Consider the following 24,190-nt stretch of genomic DNA (forward strand, 5'->3'; position numbering starts at 1 on the left):
CAGGAGTCACTATGTATAAACCAACGCTGGCGGTGCTCGGCGCCGGACTGATGGGTATCGGTATCGCCTGCCACTTTGCTCGCCACGGCCACCGGGTACGGCTGTACGATACCGACCCGTCGCGTCTGGCAGAAGTCCCTGCCGTTGCCGCCGCTATTTTGCATGAACTGCAGGAGAGCGGACAATTTGATGCCGCCCACCAGCAGGCGGTTCTGGCGCGCTTAGCCGGGACCACCAGCCTCAGCGATCTGGCGGAATCTACGCTGCTGATAGAGGCGATTCCTGAACGTCTGCCGCTCAAACATGCGCTGTACGCGCAGCTGGAAACGCTGATTGCCGACGATGCGATCATTGCCAGCAACACCAGCGGCCTGCCGCCGGATAGCCTTGCGGCGGGCATGCGCCATCCGCAGCGACTACTAATCGCCCACTTCTGGCACCCGCCGCACTTTATTCCGCTGGTGGAGGTGGTGCCCGGCAGCGCCACGCGCCCGGAGCTCCCCGCCCTGGTGAGCGACTTTTTCACCCGCGCGGCGCTGGAAGCAGTGGTGCTTCAGCGTGCGGCGCCGGGGTTTGTTGGCAACCGCCTGCAGTTCGCTCTGCTGCGCGAGGCGCTGCATATCGTACACAGCGGTATCGCCTCGCCGGAAGTGGTCGATCGGGTGATGCGCGCTTCCCTCGGCCGCCGCTACGCGATGGTCGGTCCTCTGGAAGCGGCCGATATGACCGGGCTGGCGACGGTGCTGGATATTTGTCAGCACCTGCTGCCAGAGCTGGCCGGCGACGCGCAAATGATGGAACTGGTCGCGGAAAAGGTCGCCAGGGGCGAGACCGGCGCGCGCAGCGGGCAAGGATTTTATCGCTGGGATACTGCGCGGATGGCCCGTATCCAGTCGCGTCGGCAGCACCTCCTGCGCTATGCCCTGAAACCGTAGCTTCTCGAACTGTAGCCAACAATAACAATGAGCGTGAGGTGTCGTGATGAGTGTTTTGATTGCCCTGGCCGCGCTGGCATTACTGATGCTGGCGGCCTATCGAGGATATAGCGTTATCCTCTTTGCCCCTATCGCCGCCCTCGGCGCAGTGCTGCTCACCGACCCCGGCGCAGTAGGACCGACCTTTACCGGTCTGTTTATGGAAAAAATGGTCGGGTTTGTAAAGCTCTACTTCCCGGTGTTTCTGCTGGGCGCGGTGTTCGGCAAGCTGATCGAGCTGGCGGGCTTCTCGCGCGCCATCGTCGCCGCCGCCATTCAGATCCTCGGCCGACGTCACGCCATCCCGGTTATCGTGCTGGTTTGCGCCCTGTTAACCTATGGCGGCGTCTCGCTGTTTGTGGTGGCCTTTGCGGTCTACCCTTTTGCCGCCGAACTGTTCCGCCAGAGCGCTATCCCCAAACGGCTGATTCCGGCCACCGTTGCGCTGGGCGCGTTTTCCTTCACCATGGATGCCCTGCCCGGGACGCCGCAGATCCAGAACATTATTCCCACCAGTTTCTTTGGCACCAACGCCTGGGCGGCTCCCTGGCTTGGCACGATCGGTTCGCTGTTTATCATCACCTTTGGTCTGCTATGGCTGGAACGTCAACGCCGTAAAGCCCAGCACGCGGGAGAAGGTTACGGCACGGATTTGCAAAACGAACCGGACACGCCGGACAACATCAACCTTCCTCATCCGCTGATTGCCATTGCCCCGCTGCTGCTGGTGGGGATCCTGAACCTGCTGTTTACCCGCTGGATCCCGCGATGGTACGGTACCACTCACGAGCTGGTTTTGCCGGGACTGGCGAAGCCTATCGTCACCGAAGTGGGTAAAATCACCGCGATCTGGGCCGTTGAAGCAGCGCTGCTGGCTGGCATTGTCGTGGTGCTGATCTTCGGCTTTCGCAATATCCGCGGGCGTCTGGCGGAAGGCAGTCGCACCGCCGTTAGCGGCGCCATTCTCGCGGCGATGAATACGGCATCGGAATATGGTTTTGGCGCCGTCATTGCCGCGCTGCCCGGTTTCCTGGTTTTGTCAAAGGCGCTGACGGCCATTCCCAACCCGCTGCTGAATGAAGCCATCAGCGTGACGGTGCTGGCGGGCATTACCGGCTCCGCATCGGGCGGGATGAGTATCGCCCTGGCGGCGATGTCGGAGACCTTTATCGCTGCCGCCCACGCCGCCGATATTCCGCTGGAGGTATTGCATCGCGTAGCCTCGATGGCCAGCGGCGGCATGGATACGTTGCCGCATAATGGCGCGGTCATTACCCTGCTGGCGATCACTGGCCTCAGCCATCGTCAGGCCTACGGCGGCATTTTTGCCATTACCCTGATTAAAAGTCTGGCGGTTCTGTTTGTCATTGCCGTCTTCTATTTAACCGGCATTGTCTGATGCGACAATATATAACCGGCATCACGAAGGAAAACACCATGAATCTGAACGGAAAGGTGGCGCTGGTCACCGGCTCAACAAGCGGTATCGGTTTAGGGATCGCGAAAGTACTGGCAAAATCCGGCGCGCAGCTGATCCTCAACGGCTTTGGCGACAGCGCATCGGCGCGCGCGGAAGTGGCGCAGATCGGCAAAACCCCGGGCTATCACGATGCCGACCTGCGCGATGTGCAGCAGATTGAAGCGATGATGGCCTACGCCGAAGCGGAATTTGGCGGCGTAGATATTGTGATTAATAACGCCGGGATCCAGCACGTGGCCCCGGTGGAGCATTTCGCCGTAGAGAAGTGGAACGATATTATAGCCATCAATCTCTCCAGCGTCTTTCACACCAGTCGTCTGGCGCTCCCCGGGATGCGGGCGCGTAACTGGGGGCGCATTATCAATATTGCCTCGGTTCACGGTCTGGTGGCCTCGAAGGATAAGTCAGCCTACGTCGCAGCCAAACACGGCGTGATCGGCCTGAGTAAAACGCTGGCGCTGGAGACCGCCAGAACCGGCGTGACCTGCAATGCGATTTGCCCTGGCTGGGTGTTAACCCCGCTGGTACAGCAGCAGATCGATAAACGCATCGCTGAAGGTTGCGATCCGCACCAGGCCCGCGAACAGCTGCTGGCGGAAAAGCAGCCCTCCGGCGAGTTTGTCACCCCGGAACAGCTGGGTGAACTGGCGCTGTTTCTCTGTAGTGAAGGTGCAGCCCAGGTGCGCGGCGCGGCATGGAACATGGACGGCGGCTGGGTCGCGCAATAACCGACAACCTGCTCAGGAGGCACCCGTTCCTTCTGAGCAGCCCTCATTTTTTCCGGCGAAATATTTCCCTGCCGTCGGTTTATTTTCGGCAAAAGACAATGAGTTCGGGCTATTTATTTAATAATGATGTATGGTTTCAGGCCATTAAATCAGGAAGGAAATCATATGTCAGATCGAAAAGATGCCAAAAGCCGCCGTAATTATCTTGTAAAATGCACCTGCCCTAATTGCTCCCAGGATTCAGAACACAGCTTCAGCCGAGTACAAAAAGGCGCCCAGCTCATTTGCCCCTACTGCCACAAACTCTTCCAGACAACAGCAAAAAATGCTGCTTAATCTCTAGATGCCAGACGCTGATTGTTCCACGAAATCCAACACTGATTAGATTATTCTTATCATCTTGAATGAATGGCACAATCGGTTGTTATTTTTTTGGCAAATAGAAAACCCGCACAATGGCGGGTTTTAAATAAATCTATTCTGTCTGTTACCCTGGTAAATCTGTCTACTCAGGCTGCGCCGTCTTCGTTATCGCAGACCCACCAGCGTTCAGCATACTTATCCTACGATCGAAACGTTTGTCGCCGCCGGGCCTTTCGCGCCGCTGCCGACCACAAACTCGACCTTCTGCCCTTCAAACAGGGTGCGGAAGTCTTCGCTTTGAATGGCAGAAAAGTGGACGAAGATGTCCTTGCTGCCATCGGCCGGCGTAATGAAGCCGAAGCCTTTATCTGCGTTAAACCATTTGACTAAACCAGTCATTTTATTCGACATTCGATATTCCTTTTTATGAGCCCTTAATCGGCAAACTGGTTTGCGCTACAGAATCAACTTAACACTTAATGGAGGGACTCAAGGAAGGAGGTATCAGCGATAACGCCTGGAAATGAGGACTGCTTTAGTGAACTGCTTTCTGTCTTACAAACCGACCAGGCTATTAAGGCACAGGGGATATTTATTAGCAAGGTTTATTTTAGCCGTCCGGAAGCCTGCTCCGGTAAGAAATTAAATCAATAGCTTTATTGTTCGATTAAGGTATAGTGCGCCGGTACTTATTTTCCCAAGGATTTTATTTGTTCCAAAAAATGACAGGCATTGTCAAAGCGTTTGATAATAAAACCGGCAAAGGCCTTATAATTCCCTCCGATGGTCGTAAAGACGTTCAGGTCCATATTTCTGCATTATCCCCTGGTGAATCAGCAACCATAATCCCGGGTATTCGCGTTGAATTTCGCCGGGTCAACGGCCTGCGCGGTCCGACGGCGGCAAACGTCTACCTTTCATAGTCACAGCCCGACCACTGATGACGGCCCCGATAGCAGACCGGGGCGGCTAAAACATCTCCAGAAAACGTTTTACCGTTCGCGATCGTTCGAATCGCCGCCACGCAATCGCAATATCGGTCGTCACCGGCGTCCCCGACAGCGGGCGATAGATTACCTCGGGATGGTGGATACAGGTCATCGACTGCGGCACCAGCGCAAAACCGAATCCGGCAGCCACCATGCTTAAGGAGGAGGAGAGTTGCGAAGATTGTCTCGCCTGACGCATATCGATGCCCGCGCGCAAACAGCTATTAAAGACCTGCTCATACAGCCCCGGGGCCACCTCGCGCGGAAACAGAATCGGCGCGGTCTCCTGCAGTTGCACCAGCGGCAGCATGGCCTCACCGGCAAGCGGGTGGTCACGGTGCAGGGCGATAACCATCGGCTCCACATCGATAATGCGCAGATTAAACGCTTTGCTGCTTTCGCACGGCAGGCGCACAAAGGCGATATCCAGCTCCCCTTCCCCCAGCGCGCTCATCAGCGCCGCCATGTTGCCCTCGACCTGACGCAGGGTGACCGCCGGATAGCGGAGCTGAAACTGGCGCAGCAGCGCGAAAATCTGCGGATGAAAAGCATTAGAACTGGTGATGCCTAACGCCAGCCTACCGTTCATCCCGCGGGCGATACCTTTGGTCTTTTCCAGCGCCGCGTCGCTAAGAGCGAGGATCTGGCAGGCATCTTCATAAAACGATTCTCCCGCTTCCGTCAGCTCAATTCCCCGCGTCAGACGGCGCAGCAGCGGCGTGCCAATTTCTCTCTCAAGCCGCTGAATTTGCTGACTTAATGGCGGCTGAGAAATACCAAGATCCCTGGCGGCGCGGGTGAAATTTCGCGCCTCAGCCACGGCGACAAAATAGCGTAGATAACGAAGTTCCATATCAAAAACGTCTCAAACCAGCATGCTTTCTATATTGGAACTGAGAGCTGAATCGGGTCAACAATTATTTAATCTTTCTTATATTTGTTGAGCGAGGACGTCTCTGATGACCCATTCTTCTGCATGTACCTGCCAGCAAAGCCTGTGTGAAACCGTACGCGGGTTTTCCGCCCAGCAGCCTGATAACGTGCTCTATCAGACCTCTTTGATGAGCGCGCTCCTGAGCGGCGTCTATGAGGGCAATACCACCATCGCCGATCTGCTTACCCACGGCGACTTCGGTCTCGGAACCTTTAACGAACTCGACGGCGAGCTGATCGCCTTCAGCAGCGAGGTCTACCAGCTGCGCGCCGACGGCAGCGCACGCAAAGCCCGCGGGGAACAAAAGACGCCGTTCGCGGTGATGACCTGGTTTCGGCCGCAGCACCGCGTCAGCTTCGACCATCCGGTAAACCGCCAGCAGTTGCATGAGATCATCGACCGGCAGATCCCCTCCGACAATCTGTTCTGCGCCCTGCATATCGACGGCCACTTTCGTCACGCCCATACCCGGACCGTCCCCCGGCAGACTCCCCCCTACCGGGCGATGACCGATGTTCTGGACGACCAGCCGGTGTTCCGCTTCAACCAGCGTAAAGGGATACTGGTCGGTTTTCGCACCCCGCAGCATATGCAGGGAATTAACGTTGCCGGGTATCACGAACATTTCATCACCGACGATCGTCAGGGCGGCGGCCATCTGCTGGATTACCAGCTCGATAGCGGCGTGCTGACTTTCGGCGAAATCCACAAGCTGCTGATTGACCTCCCGGCCGACAGCGCTTTCCTGCAGGCCGATTTGCATCCTGACAATCTCGACGCCGCCATTCGCGCGGTAGAAAATTAAGGAGCTTCATATGGACAATCAACGTCACGAACGCCAGTGGGCGCACGGCGCGGATATGATAGTCAGTCAGCTTGAAGCCCAGGGGGTACGCCAGGTCTTCGGCATCCCCGGCGCGAAAATAGATAAAGTCTTCGATTCGCTACTGGACTCCACCATCCGGATTATTCCCGTGCGCCACGAAGCTAACGCCGCGTTTATGGCCGCGGCAGTCGGCCGCCTGACCGGTAAAGCGGGCGTCGCGCTGGTCACCTCCGGCCCTGGCTGTTCGAATCTGATTACCGGCATGGCCACCGCTAACAGCGAGGGCGATCCGGTGGTCGCGCTGGGTGGCGCGGTTAAGCGGGCGGATAAGGCAAAACTGGTCCATCAAAGCATGGATACCGTGGCGATGTTCAGCCCGGTGACCAAATATGCCGTGGAAGTGACCGCCTCCGACGCGCTGGCGGAAGTTGTCTCCAACGCTTTCCGCGCCGCCGAGCAGGGGCGCCCGGGCAGCGCCTTTATCAGCCTGCCGCAGGATGTTGTCGATCAACCTACCCGCGGCGCGATTCTCCCGGTCGGCAACGCCCCGCAAATGGGCGCTGCACCTGACGAGGCTATCGAGAAGGTCGCGCAGATGATCGCCGCCGCCAAAAACCCGATTTTCCTGCTCGGGCTGATGGCCAGCCAGCCGGAAAACAGCCATGCCCTGCACCAGCTGCTCGAGCAGAGTCATATTCCGGTCACCAGTACCTACCAGGCCGCCGGGGCGGTCAATCAGCAGCACTTTGCGCGCTTCGCTGGCCGGGTCGGACTGTTTAACAACCAGGCCGGCGACCGCCTGCTCCACCTCGCCGACCTGATCATCTGCATCGGCTACAGCCCGGTCGAGTATGAACCGGCGATGTGGAACCGCGGCGATGCGACGCTGGTCCATATCGACGTGCTGCCCGCTTATGAAGAGCGTAACTACACCCCCGATATCGAGCTGGTGGGTGATATCGCCGCGACGCTGAACAAACTGACCCGGCGCATCAGCCATAAGCTGGTGTTAACCCCGCAGGCGGCGGAGATCCTCACCGATCGCCAGCATCAGCGCGAGCTGCTCGACCGCCGCGGCGCGCAGCTGAATCAATTTGCCCTTCATCCGCTGCGCATCGTGCGGGCAATGCAGGATATCGTCAACAGCGATGTCACCCTCACCGTCGACATGGGCAGCTTCCATATCTGGATCGCCCGCTATCTGTACAGCTTCCGCGCCCGCCAGGTGATGATTTCCAATGGTCAGCAGACGATGGGCGTCGCGCTGCCGTGGGCAATCGGCGCGTGGCTGGTCAATCCGCAGCGCAAAGTGGTCTCGGTCTCCGGCGACGGCGGGTTCCTGCAATCCAGCATGGAGCTGGAGACCGCCGTCCGACTGCAGGCCAATATCCTGCATATCATCTGGGTCGACAACGGTTACAACATGGTGGCGATTCAGGAACAGAAAAAATACCAGCGCCTCTCCGGCGTGGAGTTCGGCCCGGTTGATTTCAAAGCCTACGCCGAATCGTTCGGGGCTAAAGGCTTTGCGGTGGCGAGCGCCGACGCGCTGGAGCCGACGCTGCGTGCCGCCATGGACGTCGATGGCCCGGCGGTGGTCGCCATTCCGGTCGACTACCGCGATAACCCTCTGCTGATGGGGCAACTCCATCTCAGCCAAATACTTTGAGTCACTACAAAAAGGAAAGGAATATGCAAAAAGTCGCACTTGTCACCGGCGCCGCTCAGGGCATCGGTAAAGCTATCGCGCTGCGCCTGGTTAAAGACGGATTTGCCGTGGCCATTGCCGATTACAACGATACCGCAGCGAAAGCCGTGGCCGCCGAAATCAACCAGCACGGCGGCCGGGCGCTGGCGGTTAAGGTTGACGTCTCGCGCCGTGAACAGGTTTTCGCCGCCGTCGAACAGGCGCGTAAAACGTTGGGCGGTTTCCACGTCATCGTCAACAATGCCGGCATCGCTCCTTCGACGCCGATCGAAGCGATCGTCGAGGAGACCGTCGATAAGGTCTATAACATCAACGTCAAAGGCGTCATCTGGGGCATTCAGGCGGCGGTCGACGCCTTTAAAAAAGAGGGCCACGGCGGGAAAATTATCAACGCCTGTTCCCAGGCCGGGCACGTCGGCAATCCGGAACTGGCGGTCTACAGCTCGAGTAAATTCGCCGTACGCGGCCTGACCCAGACCGCTGCCCGCGACCTGGCGCCGCTGGGGATCACCGTTAACGGCTACTGTCCGGGGATCGTCAAAACGCCGATGTGGGCGGAGATCGATCGTCAGGTCTCGGAAGCCGCGGGCAAACCGCTGGGCTACGGTACCGCCGAGTTCGCGAAACGCATCACCCTCGGACGTTTGTCCGAACCTGAAGACGTCGCGGCCTGCGTGTCGTATCTGGCGAGCCCGGACTCTGACTATATGACCGGTCAGTCGCTACTGATCGATGGCGGGATGGTTTTTAACTAATTCCATGATGCTCTGACATGGTTTGCCCCTGCCGCGAGGCCGGGGCTTTTTTTTATCTGCCGGTCACGCTCACTCGGGCGCTAAACGCGCGCCACGCAGCCCGGCGGGTAAGGGTTATCCCGGCCGATTAGCGCGCGCTCGCCTGCGCCTGCGCCAGCTGGCGTTCAATAGCCTGACGTCGCGCATCGTTCGCCGGCAATATTTCCAGCAGCTGTTGCAATGCCGCGACCGCCTGCGGGTAATCTTCGCTGCGCAGCGCGCTCAGCGCCAGCAGTTCCAGCACCGACAGATTCTGCGGCTGCCGCTGATGCAGTTCGCGCAGCAGAAGTTCTGCCATCCGCAGCTGGCCGCTATCGCCGGCCCGCACCAGCACGCTGGCGTAATCGAATGTGGCCACCGGATCGTTCGCCGCCAGCTGATGGGCGCGGGCAAAGGCGCCGATCGCCGTCTCGCCGTCGTTGAGCAGCAGGGCAATGCGCCCCAGCAGCTGCCAGCCGGCAAGATAGTCAGGCTGATCCTGTAACTGGCTGCGCAGCCCGAGCCTGAGCTGAGCCAGTTGATCCATCCGCAGCGGCGCCGCCGTTGGGTCTTGCAGCTGGCGGAGCAGCGCGGGAGTTTGACGTTCCGCCTGTTGCCAGAGCAACACCTGACCAATATCGCTGGTTTTCAGGAAGATCCCGCAGCTCAACAGTACCAGCGCCACGGCGCCGGGCAGCAGCACCCAACGGCCGAGCGGGCGAACTTTAGCCGGCGTGGCGTCGGGAATATCGGCCAGCAGCGTACGCTGCAGTTCAACCACCATCGCTTCCCGGTCGACAATGTTGTCCTCCTGCGCCAGCTCGTCGAGCCGCGTCTGGTACAGCGTCCGGTTCAGGCTATCGCGATCCGCCGCCGTCCCCCCCTGCCACGGAAAATACAGCAGCGCCAGCGCCCCGGCCAACATCAGTAGCGCCGGCAGTAAAAACAGGGTCATCAATCCTCTCCTTTGTTCAGTAACGCCGCCAGCCGCTGACGCTCTTGTGCACTCAGCGCAGCGCTTGCTCCGCCGCGACGTCGGGTTCGCGCCACCAGCAGCGCGACACCGGCGATAACAAACAGCCCCGGAACCAGCCACAACAGTAAGGTCCCGGCGGTCAACGGCGGTTCATAGCTGACGAAATGGCCGTAGCGCGCCACCATATAGGCGATGATTTGATCTTTGCTTTGCCCCTGCTGCATCAGCTCATAAACCTTCAGCCGCATATCGGCGGCAATCATCGCATTCGAGTCCGCGATGCTGTTGTTCTGGCACTTCGGACAGCGCAGCTGGGAGGTGATCTCGCGAAACGCCTGCTCCTGCGCTTCGTTTTTGAACTGCCAGGTGTCGATGGCGGCCAGCGCCTGGCCTGCGAGCAGCAGCGCCATCAGCGCCAGTATCCAGCGCCTCATGTTGCCGGCTCCTGCATATATTTCAGCCACAGCGGCTGGAGCTGTTCGCGCCACACCCTGGCGTTCAGATCCCCGGCGTGACGCCAGCGAATAATGCCCTGGCCATCAATCAGAAAGGTTTCCGGCGCGCCATATACGCCCAGATCAAGGCCCAGCATACCGCTGCCGTCGAACAGACTCAGCGCATAGGGGTTGCCCAGACTGTCGAGCCAGGTCACCGCCTTCTGCCGGTCATCTTTGTAGTTCAGCCCGACGACGCGGACCCCCTGCCTGGCCAGCTCATTAAGGTACTGATGCTCGGCGCGACAGGTCGGGCACCAGGTGGCCCAGACGTTCAGCAGCAGCGGTTTCCCGTCGATCAGCGCCGCGCGGCTGTAAGTTTGTCCCGCCGTCGTCAACGCCTCAAGACGAAACTCAGGCAGCGGTTTGCCGATCAGCGCGGATTCGAGCATCGTCGGATCGTCGCCGTCGGCGTTACGCAACAGTTGCCAGAACAGCGCCATCGCCAGCAGCAGAAACAGCGCCAGCGGAATAAAAAGCAGCCTGCGGTTCATGGCGCCTCCTGCCGTTGTTTACGCATCCGGTAGCGCGGGTCGAGCATGCAGCACAGGCCGCCAAGCGCCATCAGGCCGCCGCCGAACCAAATCCAGCGCACGAACGGTTTGTAGTACAGACGCAGCGCCCAGCTGCCATCCTCTAGCTCTTCCCCCAGCGCGGCATACAGATCGCGCGTCAAACCGCCGCCGATCGCCGCTTCGGTCATCATCATGCGGCTGGCGCTGTAGTACCGTTTTTCCGCGTACAGCGTGGCTTCCGGGCGACCGTTGCGCGTCACCGTAATCACCCCTTCGCCGCCGGTCCAGTTCGGGCCGACGATGTTGCGCACCCCGTCGAACACAAAGTGGTAGCGATGAATATCGATGCTATCGCCGGTTTTCATCCGCACGTCGCGCTCAATACTGTAGTTCTGGCTGAAGGTAATCCCGATGACGGTGACCGCCACGCCAACGTGGCCCAGCACCATTCCCCACTGGCTGCGCGAAATCAGCCGTAGGCCGCGCCAGAAACCGTGCCGGTGGGTCGCCCGCTCATGGATTTCAATCAGGGCAAAGAGCAGTACCCAAATCGCCATCATCAGACCGAGAACCGCCATGGCGACAATCCGGTCCTGCAGCAGCCACGGCAGCAGCAGAGAAAGTGACAATGTCACTAATAGTGCCATCGCCAGCCGCTTAAGCTGCTTGCCCGGCTGGTCACGCCGCCAGCGGATCAACGGTCCCACTCCCAGCAGCAGTGCAAACGGCGCCATCAGCGCGGTGAACAGCAGGTTAAAGAAGGGTTCGCCGATCGAGATACTGCCAAGCCCCAGCTCTTTGTGCACCAGCGGCAGCAACGTGCCGAGCAGCACCACCAGCATGGCGGCGATCAGCAAAATATTGTTCCCCAGCAGAAACGACTCTCGCGACCACAGCGTATGTTCGACCCGCGCCCGCACCTGTCCCCCCTTCAGGGCATACAGCAGCAGCGATCCGCCGATAGCCACCACCAGCAACGCCAGAATAAACAGCCCGCGCGTCGGATCCGAGGCGAACGAATGGACCGACACCAGCACCCCGGAGCGTACCAGGAAGGTTCCCAGCAGGCACAGTGAAAAGGCGGCAATCGCCAGCAGCACGGTCCAGGCCCGGAAGCTCCCGCGTTTCTCGGTGACCGCCAGGGAGTGCAGCAGCGCCGTCCCCACCAGCCATGGCATAAACGAGGCGTTCTCCACCGGATCCCAGAACCACCAGCCGCCCCAGCCCAGCTCGTAGTAGGCCCAGGCAGAGCCCAGCACGATACCCAGAGTCAGAAACACCCATGCTGCCTGGGTCCACGGGCGCGACCAGCGCGCCCAGGCGGTATCCAGCCGTCCGGCGAGCAGCGAGGCAATCGCAAAGGCGAACGCCACCGAGAAGCCCACATAGCCCATATAAAGGATCGGCGGATGGAAAATCATGCCGATATCCTGCAGCAGCGGATTGAGGTCGCGACCATCAACCGGATAGAGCGGCAGCGTGCGGGCAAAAGGATTCGAGGTGAACAGAATAAACAGCAGAAAGCCGAAGGCGATGGTCCCCATCACCGCCAGCACCCGCGCTACGGCGTCCTGCGGCATCCGCCGACTGAACAGCGCCACCGCGAAAGTCCAGACGCTCAGCAGCAGCACCCACAGCAGCAGTGAGCCTTCATGGGCGCCCCAGGTCGCCGCGACCCGGTACCACACCGGCAGCGCGCAGTTCGAGTTATCCGCGACATAGCGTACGGTGAAATCATTGACCACAAAGGCATGGACCAGCACGAGAAAGGCGCCCGCGACGCAGAAAAACAGCGCGCAGGCCAGGGGCCGCGCCAGCGCCATTAGCCGCGGGTCCTGCCGCGCAGCGCCCCATTGCGGATAAATGCCCAGCAGTAGCGCGAGGCCTGTCGCCAGGCACAATAGATAGTGCCCCAGTTCCGGCATCATGGTTGTTCTCCCTTCTTCTCCGGCTGCAGCGCCTCTTTCACTTCCGGCGGCGTATAGTTCTCATCGTGCTTCGCCAGCACCTGGCGGGCGGTAATGTGCCGATCGCCATCGAGCACCCCCTGGGCTACCACTCCCTGCCCCTCGCGGAACAGATCCGGCAGAATGCCCCGATAGCTAACCTCCACCACCCCGCGGGCGTCGTACAGGCGGAAACTGACGTCCAGGCTCTGCGGGTCACGCTTGACGCTGCCGGGCTGAACGTAGCCGCCAATCCGCAGGCGCTGGCCGTGATGTGGCCGCTGATGGGTTTCCGTTTTGCCATACAGGATCTCCCCCGGGGTGTAGAAAAGATCGATATTGGCGCTGAGGGCATACAGCGTCAGGCCAATGGTCAGCCCGAGGCCGACCAGCACCGCCAGCGCGATCCCAAGCCGGGTTTTACGACGCGTTTGCATCGCTGCCCTCCGCTTCTGTACGGCGGCGAGCGGCGACGATACGCCGCTCCCGGGCCTGCTGACGGCTCAGCTCACGGAACAGCGCCCGTCGCTGCCAGCAGGTATGCAGCGTCAGAAAACCGAAAATCAGCAGCGTCGCCGCCACCGCCAGCCAGACATACAATGCGTAGCCGCCCATAGCCAGAAAGGCGGCGGCAGATGAAAAGGCGGGGGTCATTTCTCCGCTCCTTTTGGGGCAGTAACCAGCGCCTGGACCCAGGGTCGACGCCGCTCCTGTAACAGAATCAAGTTACGCAGGCGCATCAGCGTCAGCGTGGCCACCAGGCTAAGGAAGGCCAGAATGCAGATTCGCAATGGCAGACGCATACTGGGGTCAATCGACTGTTGCATGTTGGTCGACCCTTGATGCAGCGTGTTCCACCAGATGACCGAATAGTGAATGACAGGCAGATTGACCACCCCCACCAGCACCAGAATACCGACCGCCCTGCCCGCCAGACGGCGATCGTCGAAAGCGTGCCAGAGAGCGATAATCCCGGCATAGAGAAACAGCAAAACCAGCTCCGAGGTCAGGCGCGCGTCCCAGATCCACCACGTTCCCCACATCGGTTTCCCCCATGCCGCCCCGCTGACCAGGGCGATGGCCGTGCAGGCGGCGCCCACCGGCGCCAGCGCCGCCACCGTCAGATCGGCCATTTTCATCTGCCAGACCAGCCCCACAAAGGCGGCGACGGCCATTGCCAGATAGACGCCCATCGACCACATGGCCGCCGGGACATGAAGATACATAATCCGGTAGCTTTGCCCCTGCTGATAATCCGCCGGTGCGTAGACAAATCCCCACACCAGCCCCACCGCCAGCAGCAGCGCGCTCAAGGCCGTCAGCCAGGGAATACAGCGGCCGCACAGGCCGTACAGCCGTTCGGGTATCGCCAGTTGATGTAATGTTTTCCACATAACGTTTGCTCACACTACTGTTTTTATGGCTGCGGCAGCCTAGCCGCAGCGAATTATTGCACCGTCAGCCGTAATGCGGCGGCGGTGGCGAACGGACACAACGTGGCGCTGGCGGCTAAAAACGCCGCCAGAATCGCCAGATAACCATCCACCGGCAGCCCGGCGGCGCCAGCCTGAATGGCGCCGGTGGCAAAAATAAGCAGCGGAACCGACAGCGGCAGCACCAGCAGACTCAGCAGAACTCCGCCGCGCCGCAGCCCGACCGTCAGGCCAACCCCCACCGCACCGAAAAAACTTAGCGTCGGCGTCCCCAGCAGCAGGGTCAACGCCAGTATGCCGGCATCGTGGGGTGCCATCCCCAGCAGCAGCGCCGCCAGCGGGGATACCACCAGCAGCGGCAGGCCGGTCATGACCCAATGGGCGAGCACCTTGACCAGTACCACCACCACCAGCGGTGTCGGCAGCAGCAGCAGTTGCTCAAGCGAACCGTCCTGCCAGTCGTCGCGAAACAGGCGGTCCATCACCAGCAGCGCCGCCAGCAGCGCGGCTACCCAGATGATGCCGGGCGCGATTTGCGTCAGCAGCTGCGGGTCGGCGCCGACGCCAAACGGAAACAGGGTGATCACCACCAGGAAAAACCACAGCGGATTGAGAATCTCTGCCCCGTTGCGCCATGCCAGGCGCATTTCGCGGGCAAACAGCGTCCCTGTCATGCGTTTCCCTCCCTCCCGACGCCGAGCCTTAACGTACGCAGCGCGCAGGCCAGCGGACGCAGGGGCTGATGGGTGGTGAGAATCGCGCTGCCGCCCGCCAACACATGCTGCTCCAGTCGACGACTTAAGGTCTCAATCGCCGACGCGTCGAGCGCGGTAAACGGCTCGTCGAGGATCCACAGCGTCGCCGACGTCAACCACAGGCGGGTCAACGCCACCCGCCGCTGCTGTCCGGCCGACAGCTGGCTCAGCGGGACATCTTCATAACCCGCCAGCCCCATTTCGGCCAGCGCCGCTTCTCGCGTCTGCTGCCGGGAGTGCGGGAAGAAGAAATGCAAATTTTCGTCCGCGGTCAGCGCCGTTTTGACGCCGGGCTTATGCCCGAGCCACAGCAGCTGGCGATGAAACGCTTCGCGCACGCTCGCCAGCGGTTCGCCCTGCCAGCTCACCGTACCGCTTTCCGGACGTGCCAGGCCGCACAGCATCCGCAGCAGTGAGGTTTTCCCGGCGCCGTTATCGCCGGCCACCTGCAGGAGTTCACCTGGCCCGACCGTCAAGGTCAGCGCCTGGAACAGCACCCGGTCATCGAAGATGCCGCTCAGTCCTTGTGCATGCAGCATGAATGTACTCTCCTTGGTTCAGACCGCCGTTAGCGTCGACAATCCGTTCGGGATGCGCCACCCTGGCGGCGCATCCACGACGGTTACTGGCCGGAAACCGGCAGTTTCGAGATGTCGACGTTACCTGTCGCCTTCTCATCGCGCACGATCGACTTGTCCTTCCGCACTTTCGCCACATCGCTGGCGCTTACCGGCGGCGCGTTGTTCCCCCAGCTGGTGCGGATAAAGTTGACCACATCCGCCACCTGCTGGTCATCGAGACGCCAGCCGAACGAGGGCATGGTCAGATTAGAGACCGCATTTTTCACCGCCGGCGTGGTGCTGCCGGTGAGGATGATGTGGATGAGCGACGTCGCATCTTCGGTCTGCACAACCGGGTTGCCCTTCAGCGACGGGAAGGCGCGCTGGTAACCCACGCCATCGGTACGGTGGCAGGCCGCGCAGTTATCGACGTACAGCGCCGCGCCGGGCTTACTGTCATCGCCCTTCCACAGATCCTTCGCCACGCTGTCTTCTACCGGCGCGGGGGTCTGTTTTCCGCCACGCGGCGGCAGCGACTTCAGATAGCGGGCAATGGCGGTGATATCGTCATCAGAGAGATACTGCAGGCTGTGTTCCACAACATCGCTCATTCCCCCGAAGACCACGGACTTATCGTTACGCCCGGTTTTCAGGAACTCCGCCAGTTCGGCTTCGCTCCATGTGCCCAGGCCGTCGCGATTTTCGCCGCGCAGGCTGGAAGCGACCCAGCCGTCAATCGGCGCATTGCTGCCCGCCAGATAGTCGTCACCCTCGCTTTCGCTAAGCGCTTTTTCCTGCATCGTCAGGCTGCGCGGCGTGTGGCAGGCCCCACAGTGACCGAGCCCCTCGACCAGATAGCGCCCGCGTTCCAGCACCGGGTCGACCTGCGGATTAGCGACAAAATCAGCCGGCGTCGGAGCGAAGATCCCGCGCCAGAACGCCAGCGGCCAGCGCATTGACAGCGGCCACGGGATATCGCTATCGCGATTCGCCTCGGCCACCGGCGCCACCCCATGCATAAAGTAGGCGTACATCGCGCGCATATCCGCTTCGCTCACCCGAGCGAATGACGGGTACGGCATCGCCGGATAGAGGGTTGAGCCATCCTTGCGAACCCCTTTACGTACCGCATCGTCGAACTCCTCGAAGGTATAGCCGCCGATGCCGTGGACGCTGTCCGGGGTAATGTTAGTGGAGTAAATCGTGCCAATTGGCGTCTCCATCGCCAGGCCGCCGGCAAAAGGTTTCCCCTCTTTACCGTTGGTGTGACAGGCCACGCAGTCCCCGGCCCGCGCCAGATACTCGCCCTGCTGAATCAAATTGCTGTCCGCGGGAGCCTCTTCGGCAAACGCCGCACAGCTTAACGCACCGAGCACCAGTGCCGATAACCATTGCATTTTCATCATTTGCCTTCCTTTATGCCTGCACCAGTGGACCCGGGTTTTTCAGGTACCGTTCACGGATCGCTTTTGCTGACCAGTAGGCCAGCGCGGCCACCGTCCCGGTCGGGTTATAGCCCAGACCCTGCGGGAAGGCAGAGGCGCCGATAACGAAGACGTTGTGCACGTCCCAGCTTTGCAGGTAGCGGTTCACCGCGCTGGTTTTCGGGTCTTCGCCCATCACCGCGCCGCCGTTCATATGGGTGGTCTGGTAGCTGGTGGTGTCAAAGTGGCTGTTGGCATTTTTCGGGCTGCCGAGCAGATATTTCGGCTTCATCGCTTTGGCGATCGGCGCCATCTTATCGAACATGAACTGCGCCATCTTGATGTCGTTTTCCTGCCAGTCAAAGGTCATGCGCAGCAGCGGCTGGCCGAAGACGTTTTTGTAGTTCGGGTCGAGATCGAGATAGTTCTGGCGATAGGACTGGTGCGCGCCGTGGGCGTCCATCGACAGATGATGGGTGTAGGTATCGGCAACCGCCGATTTCCACTTGCTGCCCCATGCCGGCGTCCCCGGAGGAACCGGTAGTCCGGAGACAGGCTTGGTCCCGGCCTGGTTGACCCAGAACGGCGAGCCGCCGACAAAGCCGGCCTCGGCATGGTCGAAGTTATCGGCGTTAAAGTCATCCACCCCGACACCGTTACCACCGGCGCCGATAAACGGGTTGGTAAAGGTATCCTTATCAAAAATAGCCTTGATGGTGGTCATATTCTGGTAGGCGAAGTTGCGGCCCACCACCCCTTCACCGGTTTGCGGATCGTAGGGTTTACCGATGCCGGAGAGCAGCATCAGGTGAACATTGTGGAACTGGAAGGCGCCGACAATCACCAGATCTGCCGGCTGCTCCATTTCGCGCCCCTGGCCGTCGACGTAGGTCACGCCGGTGGCGCGCTGCTTATCGGCGGTCAGATTGACCTTCAGAACATTAGCGTTGGTGCGCAGCTCAAAGCGCTTTTCCTGGCGCAGCGCGGGCAGGATGTTGACGTTCGGCGAGGCTTTGGAATACATGTAGCAGGCGTAGCCGCTGCAGTAGCCGCAGAAGTTGCACGGTCCCATCTGCGCGCCGTAAGGGTTGGTGTAGGAGTCCGAGGTATTCGCCGACGGCAGATTGTAGGGGTGGTAACCCACTTCCCGCGCCGCTTTCTCAAACAGCTGCGCCGACCAGGTGTTTTTCTGTGCCGGCAGCGGGAAGTCGTCCGAACGATCCGGCGCAAAGGCGTTGCCGCCGCGCCCTTTGCCGACGACCTGCCCCTTCACCGACCAGGCGGTACCGGAGGTGCCAAAGACCTTTTCGGCCTTATCGAAGAAGGGCTCCAGCTCGTCGTAGGTGACGCCGAAATCCTGAATAATCATATCCTGCGGGATAAAACCTTTGCCGTAGCGCTCTTCATAGTGGCTGCGCATGCGCAGTTCTATCGGATCCACGCGGAAATGGACTCCGGACCAGTGCAGACCGGCGCCACCGACGCCGGTCCCCGGCAAAAAGGCCGCCAGCTGACGATACGGTACCGCCTGCTGGCTGGTGTTGTGACGAATAGTGACGGTGCTTTTCGACAGATCCTGGAACAACTTACGGCGAATATTGTAAGTCAGCTCGTCAACCACCTGCGGATAAGCACCGTCAGGCCAGGTATCGCGCATCGGGCCGCGCTCCAGCGCGACAACATTTAATCCGGCTTCGGTCAGCTCTTTGGCCATAATGGCGCCAACCCAGCCAAAGCCCACAATCGCGACGTCGGTTTTTTTCAGTACGGTGGCCATCGTTATGCCCTCTCCCCATTAATTGATACCGGCGGGAGGGGATAGCGTTCACCCCGTTCAACCCAATCCATAAAGTCGGCGCGTGCGCCGGGAAAATTAATCAGCGTCCAGCCAACCATGCCTTTGTTACCGCCATGAATCGGATCGCTGAAGAAACCTTCGCGGGTGTTTTGCAGCAGATACGAGAAGAACAGCGAAGACGGCAGCTGTTTAAAGGCGGCGCTACCGGCTTCAAACTGGCTTAAGGCGGCATCCTGTTGTTCCGGGGTCAACCCGGCGAACGGCTGGTGATACTGGCCCTGGCACCATTCATCGGCGTCGGCAATTCCGAGGTTGTAAATCTGTTTGGGGACCAGCGGCAGCTGATAACCCATCTCTTTTGGCACATCGGGGTTAAACGGCCCCTGCATATACCAGATGGAACCGGTGGCATACGGAGTATTCATCTGACGGTCGATAAACTCCGGTACGCCGGCTTCGCGTGCGCCCGGCCCCAGCTCATCGGCCGGAATGAGGCGCGCTACCGCGGCGTTGATAAATGCCCACTCGCGCTCGTTAAAAAACTGCGGTTTCCACTCGCCGGTGGTCGCGGAAGCGGATCCGACGGCAGGGGCACTCTCCGCCGCCTGCGCGGTAGCGGCGGCGGCAACCGCGCCGACGCTGCCGCTACCGATCACGACCGTTGGTATCAAAGCCATTGATTTTACTAAAAAATCACGCCTCGAATTATTGGTTTTTTCGCTCGACATTTTCACATTCCTGTCAATTAAGTTACTGATTTTGTTATTACAAGCCCAGCAAACGCCGCTTTGGAACCGATTCCAGAAAGGTACCGCTTTAGCGGACCTGCTGGCACGACGCCATTAAGTCGTACAAAAAATAAATCGCCACTGGCGATGATGTTTATAGAGTTATCGTTTGGATATTAGTCGATTCTCATACGCCGTCATGAAAAAAAGGAAAATATCCCTTTTCATTTGCTAATCAGAACGCGTATTCAATATCCAGAGTGCAGAAATTGGGGGTGGAATCAGTTCCGGCACGGATCTGACCATCGCCTCAAAAAGAGTGACATGTGTCACAAATGTTGCTTTTTTGTTTATGGTACATGGCTGTCTTGCAGCGTGCAAACGTAAGATTCCGTAAAAAGTAGACAATTTGAGCGGTTAAATTTATTAATAACGGATATTAACCATATTTCGCGCCACGCTTATTCGCTGAGGGACAAGCAGGAATGACGGCGGCGATGAATTATTCGCCGCGACGGTGAAAAGCGGCCGAATATAGAATTACCGCAGGGAAATGGTTTCTTAACGGAATATTTTCATGGCGCCAGTATCACGCTATTTATTGCGCGGACGGCGCTATCGCTATCGCCGTCCGCCACAGACGTTCCGGCTTACGCTCGCGGGAAAATCCACAGATCGTTGACCGGGAAGGTCAGGTGACAATGCTCCGTATTGCGCAGCGATGAACCATAGGCGCGAATGGCGAAATCATCTCCCCGGGTACGGAACAGGTACTCCCAGCGGTCGCCGAGATACATGCTGGTTAACAGCGGTAGCTCCAGCATATTATCCTGGGGCGTCGCCCCAAGGCACAGACGCTCTACGCGGATCACCGCCGTCGCATCCTGCCCGACGTTGACCCGTCCGTCCGCCATCCCCCAGAGCGCCCAGCTTGCCCCTTCAATCCGCGCCCGTCCGTCCACCACATCGGTAATCTTACCGTGCAGGCGGTTATTGCTGCCCATGAACTCGGCGGCAAACAGCGTCGCCGGATTGCCGTACATCTCCTGCGGCGTCCCCTGCTGTTCAATCACGCCATTGTTGAGCAGCAGGATACGCTCGGAAATCGCCATCGCTTCGTTCTGATCGTGCGTGACCATCAGCGCCGACAGCCCCAGTTTGATAATCAGCTCGCGTAGAAACACCCGCGCCTCTTCGCGTAATTTGGCGTCAAGGTTCGACAGAGGTTCATCAAGCAGGATAACCGGCGGGTTGTAGACCAGCGCCCGCCCAATCGCCACCCGCTGCTGCTGCCCTCCCGATAGCTGATGCGGATGGCGGTTGCCGAGGTGCCCCAGCCCCAGCTGATCGAGCACCGCCTGCACCCGCTGTTTCATTTCGCCAGAGGCGACTTTACGCAGCCTGAGCGGGTAGGCGACGTTCTCGAAAACCGTTTTGTGCGGCCACAGAGCATAGGACTGAAACACCAGACCAAGATTGCGCGCCTCGGCCGGAATTTCGCTGCGCGGATTGCCGTCATAGACCGTCTGCTTGCCGATAGCGATCCGCCCGCCGGTGGGCTTCTCCAGCCCGGCAACCGCGCGCAGCAAGGTGGTTTTCCCGCTGCCCGACGGCCCCAACAGCGACACCACTTCTCCCCGCTTCAGCGTCATCGACACCCCTTTCAGCACCGGATTGTCGCCATAGGTCAGATGCAAATTTTCTACTGATAATTCAATCATGTAATTTCACTCCAAAGCGCAGGGCGATACCCAACCCGACCACCACCAGCAGGATATTGATAAACGAGAGCGCGGCGACAATATCGATAGCTCCCGCAGCCCACAGCGAGACCAGCATCGAACCAATGGTCTCCGTTCCCGGCGAGAGCAGATAGACGCCGGTGGAATACTCACGCTCAAAGATCAGAAACATCAGCAGCCAGGAGCCAATCAGGCCGTAGCGCGACAGCGGCACCGTAACGTGGCGCGTGACCTGGCCCCGCGAGGCACCGTTGCTCCGGGCGGCTTCTTCCAGCTCCGGCGCCACCTGGAGCAGGGTTGAGGAGATTAACCGCAGCCCATAGGCCATCCACACGACGGTATAGGCCAGCCAGACGCTGAAAATGGTATTGCGCAACGCCCGCAGCTGCACAATCAAATGTTCGCGCAGCCAGTCGGCCACCGGCAGCGCGGAGAGCCAGCCATTTTTCAGCGACTGATCCAGCCACATCGGCAGGAACAAAAACACCCACAGGAACGCCAGTCCGGCCAGCAGGCCCGGCACCGCACGCGGAACCAGCACGCTGTAGTCGAGAAAACGCGTGACATTGTCCGCTTTGCGATGCATCGCAATCCCGACAAACAGATAGCAGATCACCGCCAGCGCGCCGCCGAAAATACCGATGGCCATGGAGTTGACGATGGCCCGCAGCAGGTTCGGCTGCTGCCAGATATTACGGAAGGTCGCCAGCGAGAGTTCATCCCAGAGAGAAACCCCCACTCCCCAGTTGGAGATAAACGCCCGCATGGCCACGCCAATCAGCGGCACGCCGATAGTCACGGTCAGCCAGAAAACCACCACCCCACCGGCAACCCAGCGCCACTTGCCGAGCGGTAGCGCTCGCGCCTGCGACGCTTTGCCTTTCATGGTCACAAACCGATTGGCCGTGCGCATCAGGCGACGCTGCAACATGACCAGTGGAATAGTGATACAGATAAGCACGACCGCCACCGCCGCCATCAGATGATAGGAGGGCGTACCGAGTTTATTGGTGAGTTTATACAGGTAGGTGGCCAGCACCATGTTGCCTTCCGGGTCTCCCAGCACCAGCATCAGACCAAACACCTCGAGGCCGAGGAAAAACAGCAGCACGCAGGCATAGAGAATGGACGGACGGACCATCGGCAGGCTGACCGAGGTCATCACCTGAAGCGGAGATGCCCCCACGGTCCGCGCCGCCTCTTCGACATCCGAACCGACGCTACGCAGCGCGGAGGAGATATAGAGATAGGCGTGCGGGACGTGGGTCAACCCGGCAATCACCACAATGCTGAACATGGAGTAGATATTCCACGGCACAAACCCCAGCAGTTGCTCTGCCCATTGCGAGAAAAACCCGACCGGTCCGGCCGCAACCACATAGCCAAAAGCCAGTACCATCGGAGAAACAAAAATCGGCACCAGAATCAGCGGTTCAATAAACCGACGCCCGGGCAAATCAGTACGCACCATTAAGAACGCGAGGATCCCGCCCAGCGGTATCGCAATCAGCACCAGCCCCACCGCCAGAATAAAACCGGACTTCAGCGCGAGATAAAAGTCAGGGTCGGTAAAAATAAACTCAAAGGCCCCGAGGCTGAATTCTTTGCTGCGGGCAAAAAACGGGGCGGAAAGAAAGCTCTGCACCACGATAAATAACAGCGGGATATAAATCACTAATGCCGTTATCACTACCACGATGCCGCGCGGTAGCCCCTGCCACTTTCTGCGTATTACATTCATAGCTTATCCCTTTGGTCAGGCGCGGAGTACAAACCAGACGGGTGTTGAAAACCGGGAATACCCGGCGCGAAAAGGAGGCGCATCCGATGATGCGCCTCCTGGCAGGTATTATTTTGCGGCGGCGGTACGCCATTGTTTGATAAATTCCAGACGTTTTTTCGGTTCCAGATATTCCAGTAACGTTTCATCAACCGGAATCGGCTTCAGCGCGTTACCCAACATTTTAGTCATTCCGTCGATATCATTTTTGCCTTCGATATCGTTACGAATAGAGGGAATATCCGCCTGATTAGCCAGAATACTCTGCCCTTTTTCCGACAGGACATAATCGAACCACAGTCTGGCGGCATTCGGGTGTGCGGATTCCTGGGTAATAAACGAGACCCGCGACAATACCAGCACGTAATCTTTTGGATATGAAATCCCCAATGACGGATCGGTTTTCGCCCGCGCCTCGGCGTAGGAGCCGAGAATGTTATAGCCCAGCAGGTTTTCACCCGAGGAGACCCTCTCCATCATGGTGCCGGTTGAGGACTGCACGGTCAGGCCGCCTTTCGCCATCCCGGCCAGATCGGCGAAATAGTTAGCGTCGGCTTTGCTGTCCTGTACCGCCAGCATGAAGCCCAGTCCCGATTTCTCAATATCGTAGGTGGTCACTTTGCCTTTGAATTTATCCGCCTGCGCGGTGACCAGTTTTGCCAGCGCGGTGTGTGAATCCGGGACATCCCCCTGCGGAATCAAGCGTTTGTTATAGATAAAGACCACCGGTTCATAGGTGGTTCCATAGGCTTTTTGCTGCCACACCGCCCATTTCGGCAGCTTGCTCAGTTCAGGAGAGGCGTACTTTTCGGCATAATCCGTCGCCAGTTTTAGCGCCGTATCCATCGATGAACTCCAGACGACATCGCCGCTCCCGCCGCCCGCCGCCTGCTCGCTGATATAGCGGTTATAGAGTTCGGTACTGTTCATATCGTTATATTCAACTTTGATCCCAGGGTACTGCGCCTCGAACCCTTTAATTAACGGGCCTGCGGCTTTGGTATCCGTCGTCGAATAGATGACGACCTTGCCCTCTTTCACCCCGGCATCAACCACTTTTTGATAATCAGCCGGGTAACCCTGGGGTAATTCTGCCAGAACGGAACAGGAGAAGACTGTCGTCAGTGAAACCACTAAACCACCAATTTTCCTATACATAAAACCAACCCTTAATTATCATTTATTAAACACAAATTTAACATATAGCGAGAGGTCAGGACCTTGCAATGACGGGGGGTGTTTTTTTCCGGCTTTTGTGACGCTG

25 protein-coding genes are annotated in these 24,190 nt (G+C 59.2%); 8 read left to right on the forward strand and 17 right to left on the reverse strand.

What is annotated here, in order from left to right; translation table 11 throughout:
- Positions 1-11 precede the first annotated feature (11 nt).
- The 4 genes from AC007G_RS20645 (at position 12) to AC007G_RS20660 (ending at position 3,518) form a co-directional block, all read left to right on the forward strand.
- Entirely contained in the window at positions 12-935 is a 924-nt protein-coding gene (locus AC007G_RS20645) for a 3-hydroxyacyl-CoA dehydrogenase family protein (RefSeq protein ID WP_032687237.1), read from the forward strand.
- Positions 936-978: 43 nt separating this feature from the next.
- Positions 979-2,373 carry a GntP family permease gene (locus AC007G_RS20650; protein WP_196770340.1) on the forward strand — a complete coding sequence of 465 codons (1,395 nt, stop codon included), beginning with the start codon at positions 979-981 and terminating at the stop codon, positions 2,371-2,373.
- A 38-nt stretch (positions 2,374-2,411) separates the two neighbouring features.
- Entirely contained in the window at positions 2,412-3,182 is a 771-nt protein-coding gene (locus AC007G_RS20655) for a 3-hydroxybutyrate dehydrogenase (protein WP_046852324.1), read from the forward strand.
- 165 nt (positions 3,183-3,347) lie between these two features.
- Positions 3,348-3,518, forward strand: coding sequence for a YnfU family zinc-binding protein (locus AC007G_RS20660; RefSeq protein ID WP_213084092.1), 171 nt, complete (start codon positions 3,348-3,350; stop codon positions 3,516-3,518).
- A gap of 222 nt (positions 3,519-3,740) precedes the next feature.
- On the opposite strand, the gene cspE is transcribed toward AC007G_RS20660, so the two are convergent.
- Positions 3,741-3,956: a transcription antiterminator/RNA stability regulator CspE gene (gene cspE, locus AC007G_RS20665; protein WP_004862963.1), complete on the reverse strand. Its 216-nt coding sequence runs from the start codon at positions 3,954-3,956 to the stop codon at positions 3,741-3,743.
- Positions 3,957-4,255: 299 nt separating this feature from the next.
- Here cspE and cspF point away from each other — a divergent pair, with 299 nt between their 5' ends.
- Entirely contained in the window at positions 4,256-4,468 is a 213-nt protein-coding gene (gene cspF, locus AC007G_RS20670; RefSeq protein WP_032687233.1) for a cold shock-like protein CspF, read from the forward strand.
- 46 nt (positions 4,469-4,514) lie between these two features.
- Here the strand turns inward: cspF and AC007G_RS20675 are convergent, their stop codons facing one another.
- Complete coding sequence (locus AC007G_RS20675; protein WP_032687232.1) at positions 4,515-5,387, reverse strand: LysR family transcriptional regulator; 873 nt, start codon at positions 5,385-5,387, stop codon at positions 4,515-4,517.
- A 106-nt stretch (positions 5,388-5,493) separates the two neighbouring features.
- Here AC007G_RS20675 and budA point away from each other — a divergent pair, with 106 nt between their 5' ends.
- The 3 genes from budA to AC007G_RS20690 are packed head-to-tail and all read left to right on the forward strand — an operon-like array spanning position 5,494 to position 8,757.
- Positions 5,494-6,273: an acetolactate decarboxylase gene (gene budA / locus AC007G_RS20680; protein ID WP_032697317.1), complete on the forward strand. Its 780-nt coding sequence runs from the start codon at positions 5,494-5,496 to the stop codon at positions 6,271-6,273.
- 10 nt (positions 6,274-6,283) lie between these two features.
- Positions 6,284-7,963: an acetolactate synthase AlsS gene (alsS, locus tag AC007G_RS20685; protein ID WP_032687229.1), complete on the forward strand. Its 1,680-nt coding sequence runs from the start codon at positions 6,284-6,286 to the stop codon at positions 7,961-7,963.
- Between the two features lie 23 nt (positions 7,964-7,986).
- Complete coding sequence (locus AC007G_RS20690; RefSeq protein ID WP_032687228.1) at positions 7,987-8,757, forward strand: (S)-acetoin forming diacetyl reductase; 771 nt, start codon at positions 7,987-7,989, stop codon at positions 8,755-8,757.
- 127 nt (positions 8,758-8,884) lie between these two features.
- Here AC007G_RS20690 and ccmI read toward each other — a convergent pair whose 3' ends face one another.
- The 15 genes from ccmI to AC007G_RS20765 form a co-directional block, all read right to left on the reverse strand.
- The gene (gene ccmI / locus AC007G_RS20695) at positions 8,885-9,730 is read right to left on the reverse strand and encodes a c-type cytochrome biogenesis protein CcmI (protein ID WP_142630674.1); all 846 of its coding nucleotides are present in this window, start codon (positions 9,728-9,730) and stop codon (positions 8,885-8,887) included.
- Positions 9,730-10,173 (reverse strand): cytochrome c-type biogenesis protein, encoded by a 444-nt coding sequence (locus tag AC007G_RS20700; protein ID WP_162180091.1) that lies wholly within the window; start codon positions 10,171-10,173, stop codon positions 9,730-9,732. The genes ccmI and AC007G_RS20700 overlap by 1 nt, the downstream gene beginning before the upstream one ends.
- A gap of 8 nt (positions 10,174-10,181) precedes the next feature.
- Complete coding sequence (locus AC007G_RS20705) at positions 10,182-10,739, reverse strand: DsbE family thiol:disulfide interchange protein (RefSeq protein WP_032697321.1); 558 nt, start codon at positions 10,737-10,739, stop codon at positions 10,182-10,184.
- Positions 10,736-12,688, reverse strand: coding sequence for a heme lyase CcmF/NrfE family subunit (locus AC007G_RS20710; protein ID WP_142630673.1), 1,953 nt, complete (start codon positions 12,686-12,688; stop codon positions 10,736-10,738). The genes AC007G_RS20705 and AC007G_RS20710 overlap by 4 nt, the downstream gene beginning before the upstream one ends.
- The gene (ccmE, locus tag AC007G_RS20715) at positions 12,685-13,143 is read right to left on the reverse strand and encodes a cytochrome c maturation protein CcmE (RefSeq protein WP_032697323.1); all 459 of its coding nucleotides are present in this window, start codon (positions 13,141-13,143) and stop codon (positions 12,685-12,687) included. The genes AC007G_RS20710 and ccmE overlap by 4 nt, the downstream gene beginning before the upstream one ends.
- The gene (gene ccmD, locus AC007G_RS20720; protein WP_064385223.1) at positions 13,127-13,360 is read right to left on the reverse strand and encodes a heme exporter protein CcmD; all 234 of its coding nucleotides are present in this window, start codon (positions 13,358-13,360) and stop codon (positions 13,127-13,129) included. Before ccmD ends, ccmE begins: the two co-directional genes overlap by 17 nt.
- Positions 13,357-14,100 (reverse strand): heme ABC transporter permease, encoded by a 744-nt coding sequence (locus tag AC007G_RS20725; protein ID WP_032687219.1) that lies wholly within the window; start codon positions 14,098-14,100, stop codon positions 13,357-13,359. Before AC007G_RS20725 ends, ccmD begins: the two co-directional genes overlap by 4 nt.
- 53 nt (positions 14,101-14,153) lie before the next feature.
- The gene (gene ccmB / locus AC007G_RS20730) at positions 14,154-14,813 is read right to left on the reverse strand and encodes a heme exporter protein CcmB (RefSeq protein WP_032699596.1); all 660 of its coding nucleotides are present in this window, start codon (positions 14,811-14,813) and stop codon (positions 14,154-14,156) included.
- Positions 14,810-15,433, reverse strand: a complete 624-nt coding sequence (ccmA, locus tag AC007G_RS20735) for a cytochrome c biogenesis heme-transporting ATPase CcmA (RefSeq protein WP_047665050.1) — start codon at positions 15,431-15,433, stop codon at positions 14,810-14,812. The genes ccmB and ccmA overlap by 4 nt, the downstream gene beginning before the upstream one ends.
- A gap of 83 nt (positions 15,434-15,516) precedes the next feature.
- Positions 15,517-16,860, reverse strand: a complete 1,344-nt coding sequence (locus AC007G_RS20740; protein ID WP_162180089.1) for a cytochrome c — start codon at positions 16,858-16,860, stop codon at positions 15,517-15,519.
- A gap of 10 nt (positions 16,861-16,870) precedes the next feature.
- Positions 16,871-18,655, reverse strand: coding sequence for a GMC family oxidoreductase (locus tag AC007G_RS20745; RefSeq protein ID WP_032697326.1), 1,785 nt, complete (start codon positions 18,653-18,655; stop codon positions 16,871-16,873).
- Between the two features lie 2 nt (positions 18,656-18,657).
- On the reverse strand, positions 18,658-19,404 hold the full coding sequence (locus AC007G_RS20750) for a gluconate 2-dehydrogenase subunit 3 family protein (protein WP_128320173.1): 747 nt from the start codon (positions 19,402-19,404) through the stop codon (positions 18,658-18,660).
- 650 nt (positions 19,405-20,054) lie between these two features.
- Positions 20,055-21,125, reverse strand: coding sequence for an ABC transporter ATP-binding protein (locus tag AC007G_RS20755; RefSeq protein ID WP_142630672.1), 1,071 nt, complete (start codon positions 21,123-21,125; stop codon positions 20,055-20,057).
- A complete protein-coding gene (locus tag AC007G_RS20760) occupies positions 21,118-22,887 on the reverse strand; it encodes an ABC transporter permease (RefSeq protein ID WP_032687214.1) in 1,770 nt (589 codons plus the stop codon). Before AC007G_RS20760 ends, AC007G_RS20755 begins: the two co-directional genes overlap by 8 nt.
- 108 nt (positions 22,888-22,995) lie before the next feature.
- Positions 22,996-24,084 carry an ABC transporter substrate-binding protein gene (locus tag AC007G_RS20765; RefSeq protein ID WP_032697329.1) on the reverse strand — a complete coding sequence of 363 codons (1,089 nt, stop codon included), beginning with the start codon at positions 24,082-24,084 and terminating at the stop codon, positions 22,996-22,998.
- Positions 24,085-24,190 lie beyond the last annotated feature (106 nt).

It is taken from the genome of Klebsiella sp. CSG-1, assembly GCF_056521145.1.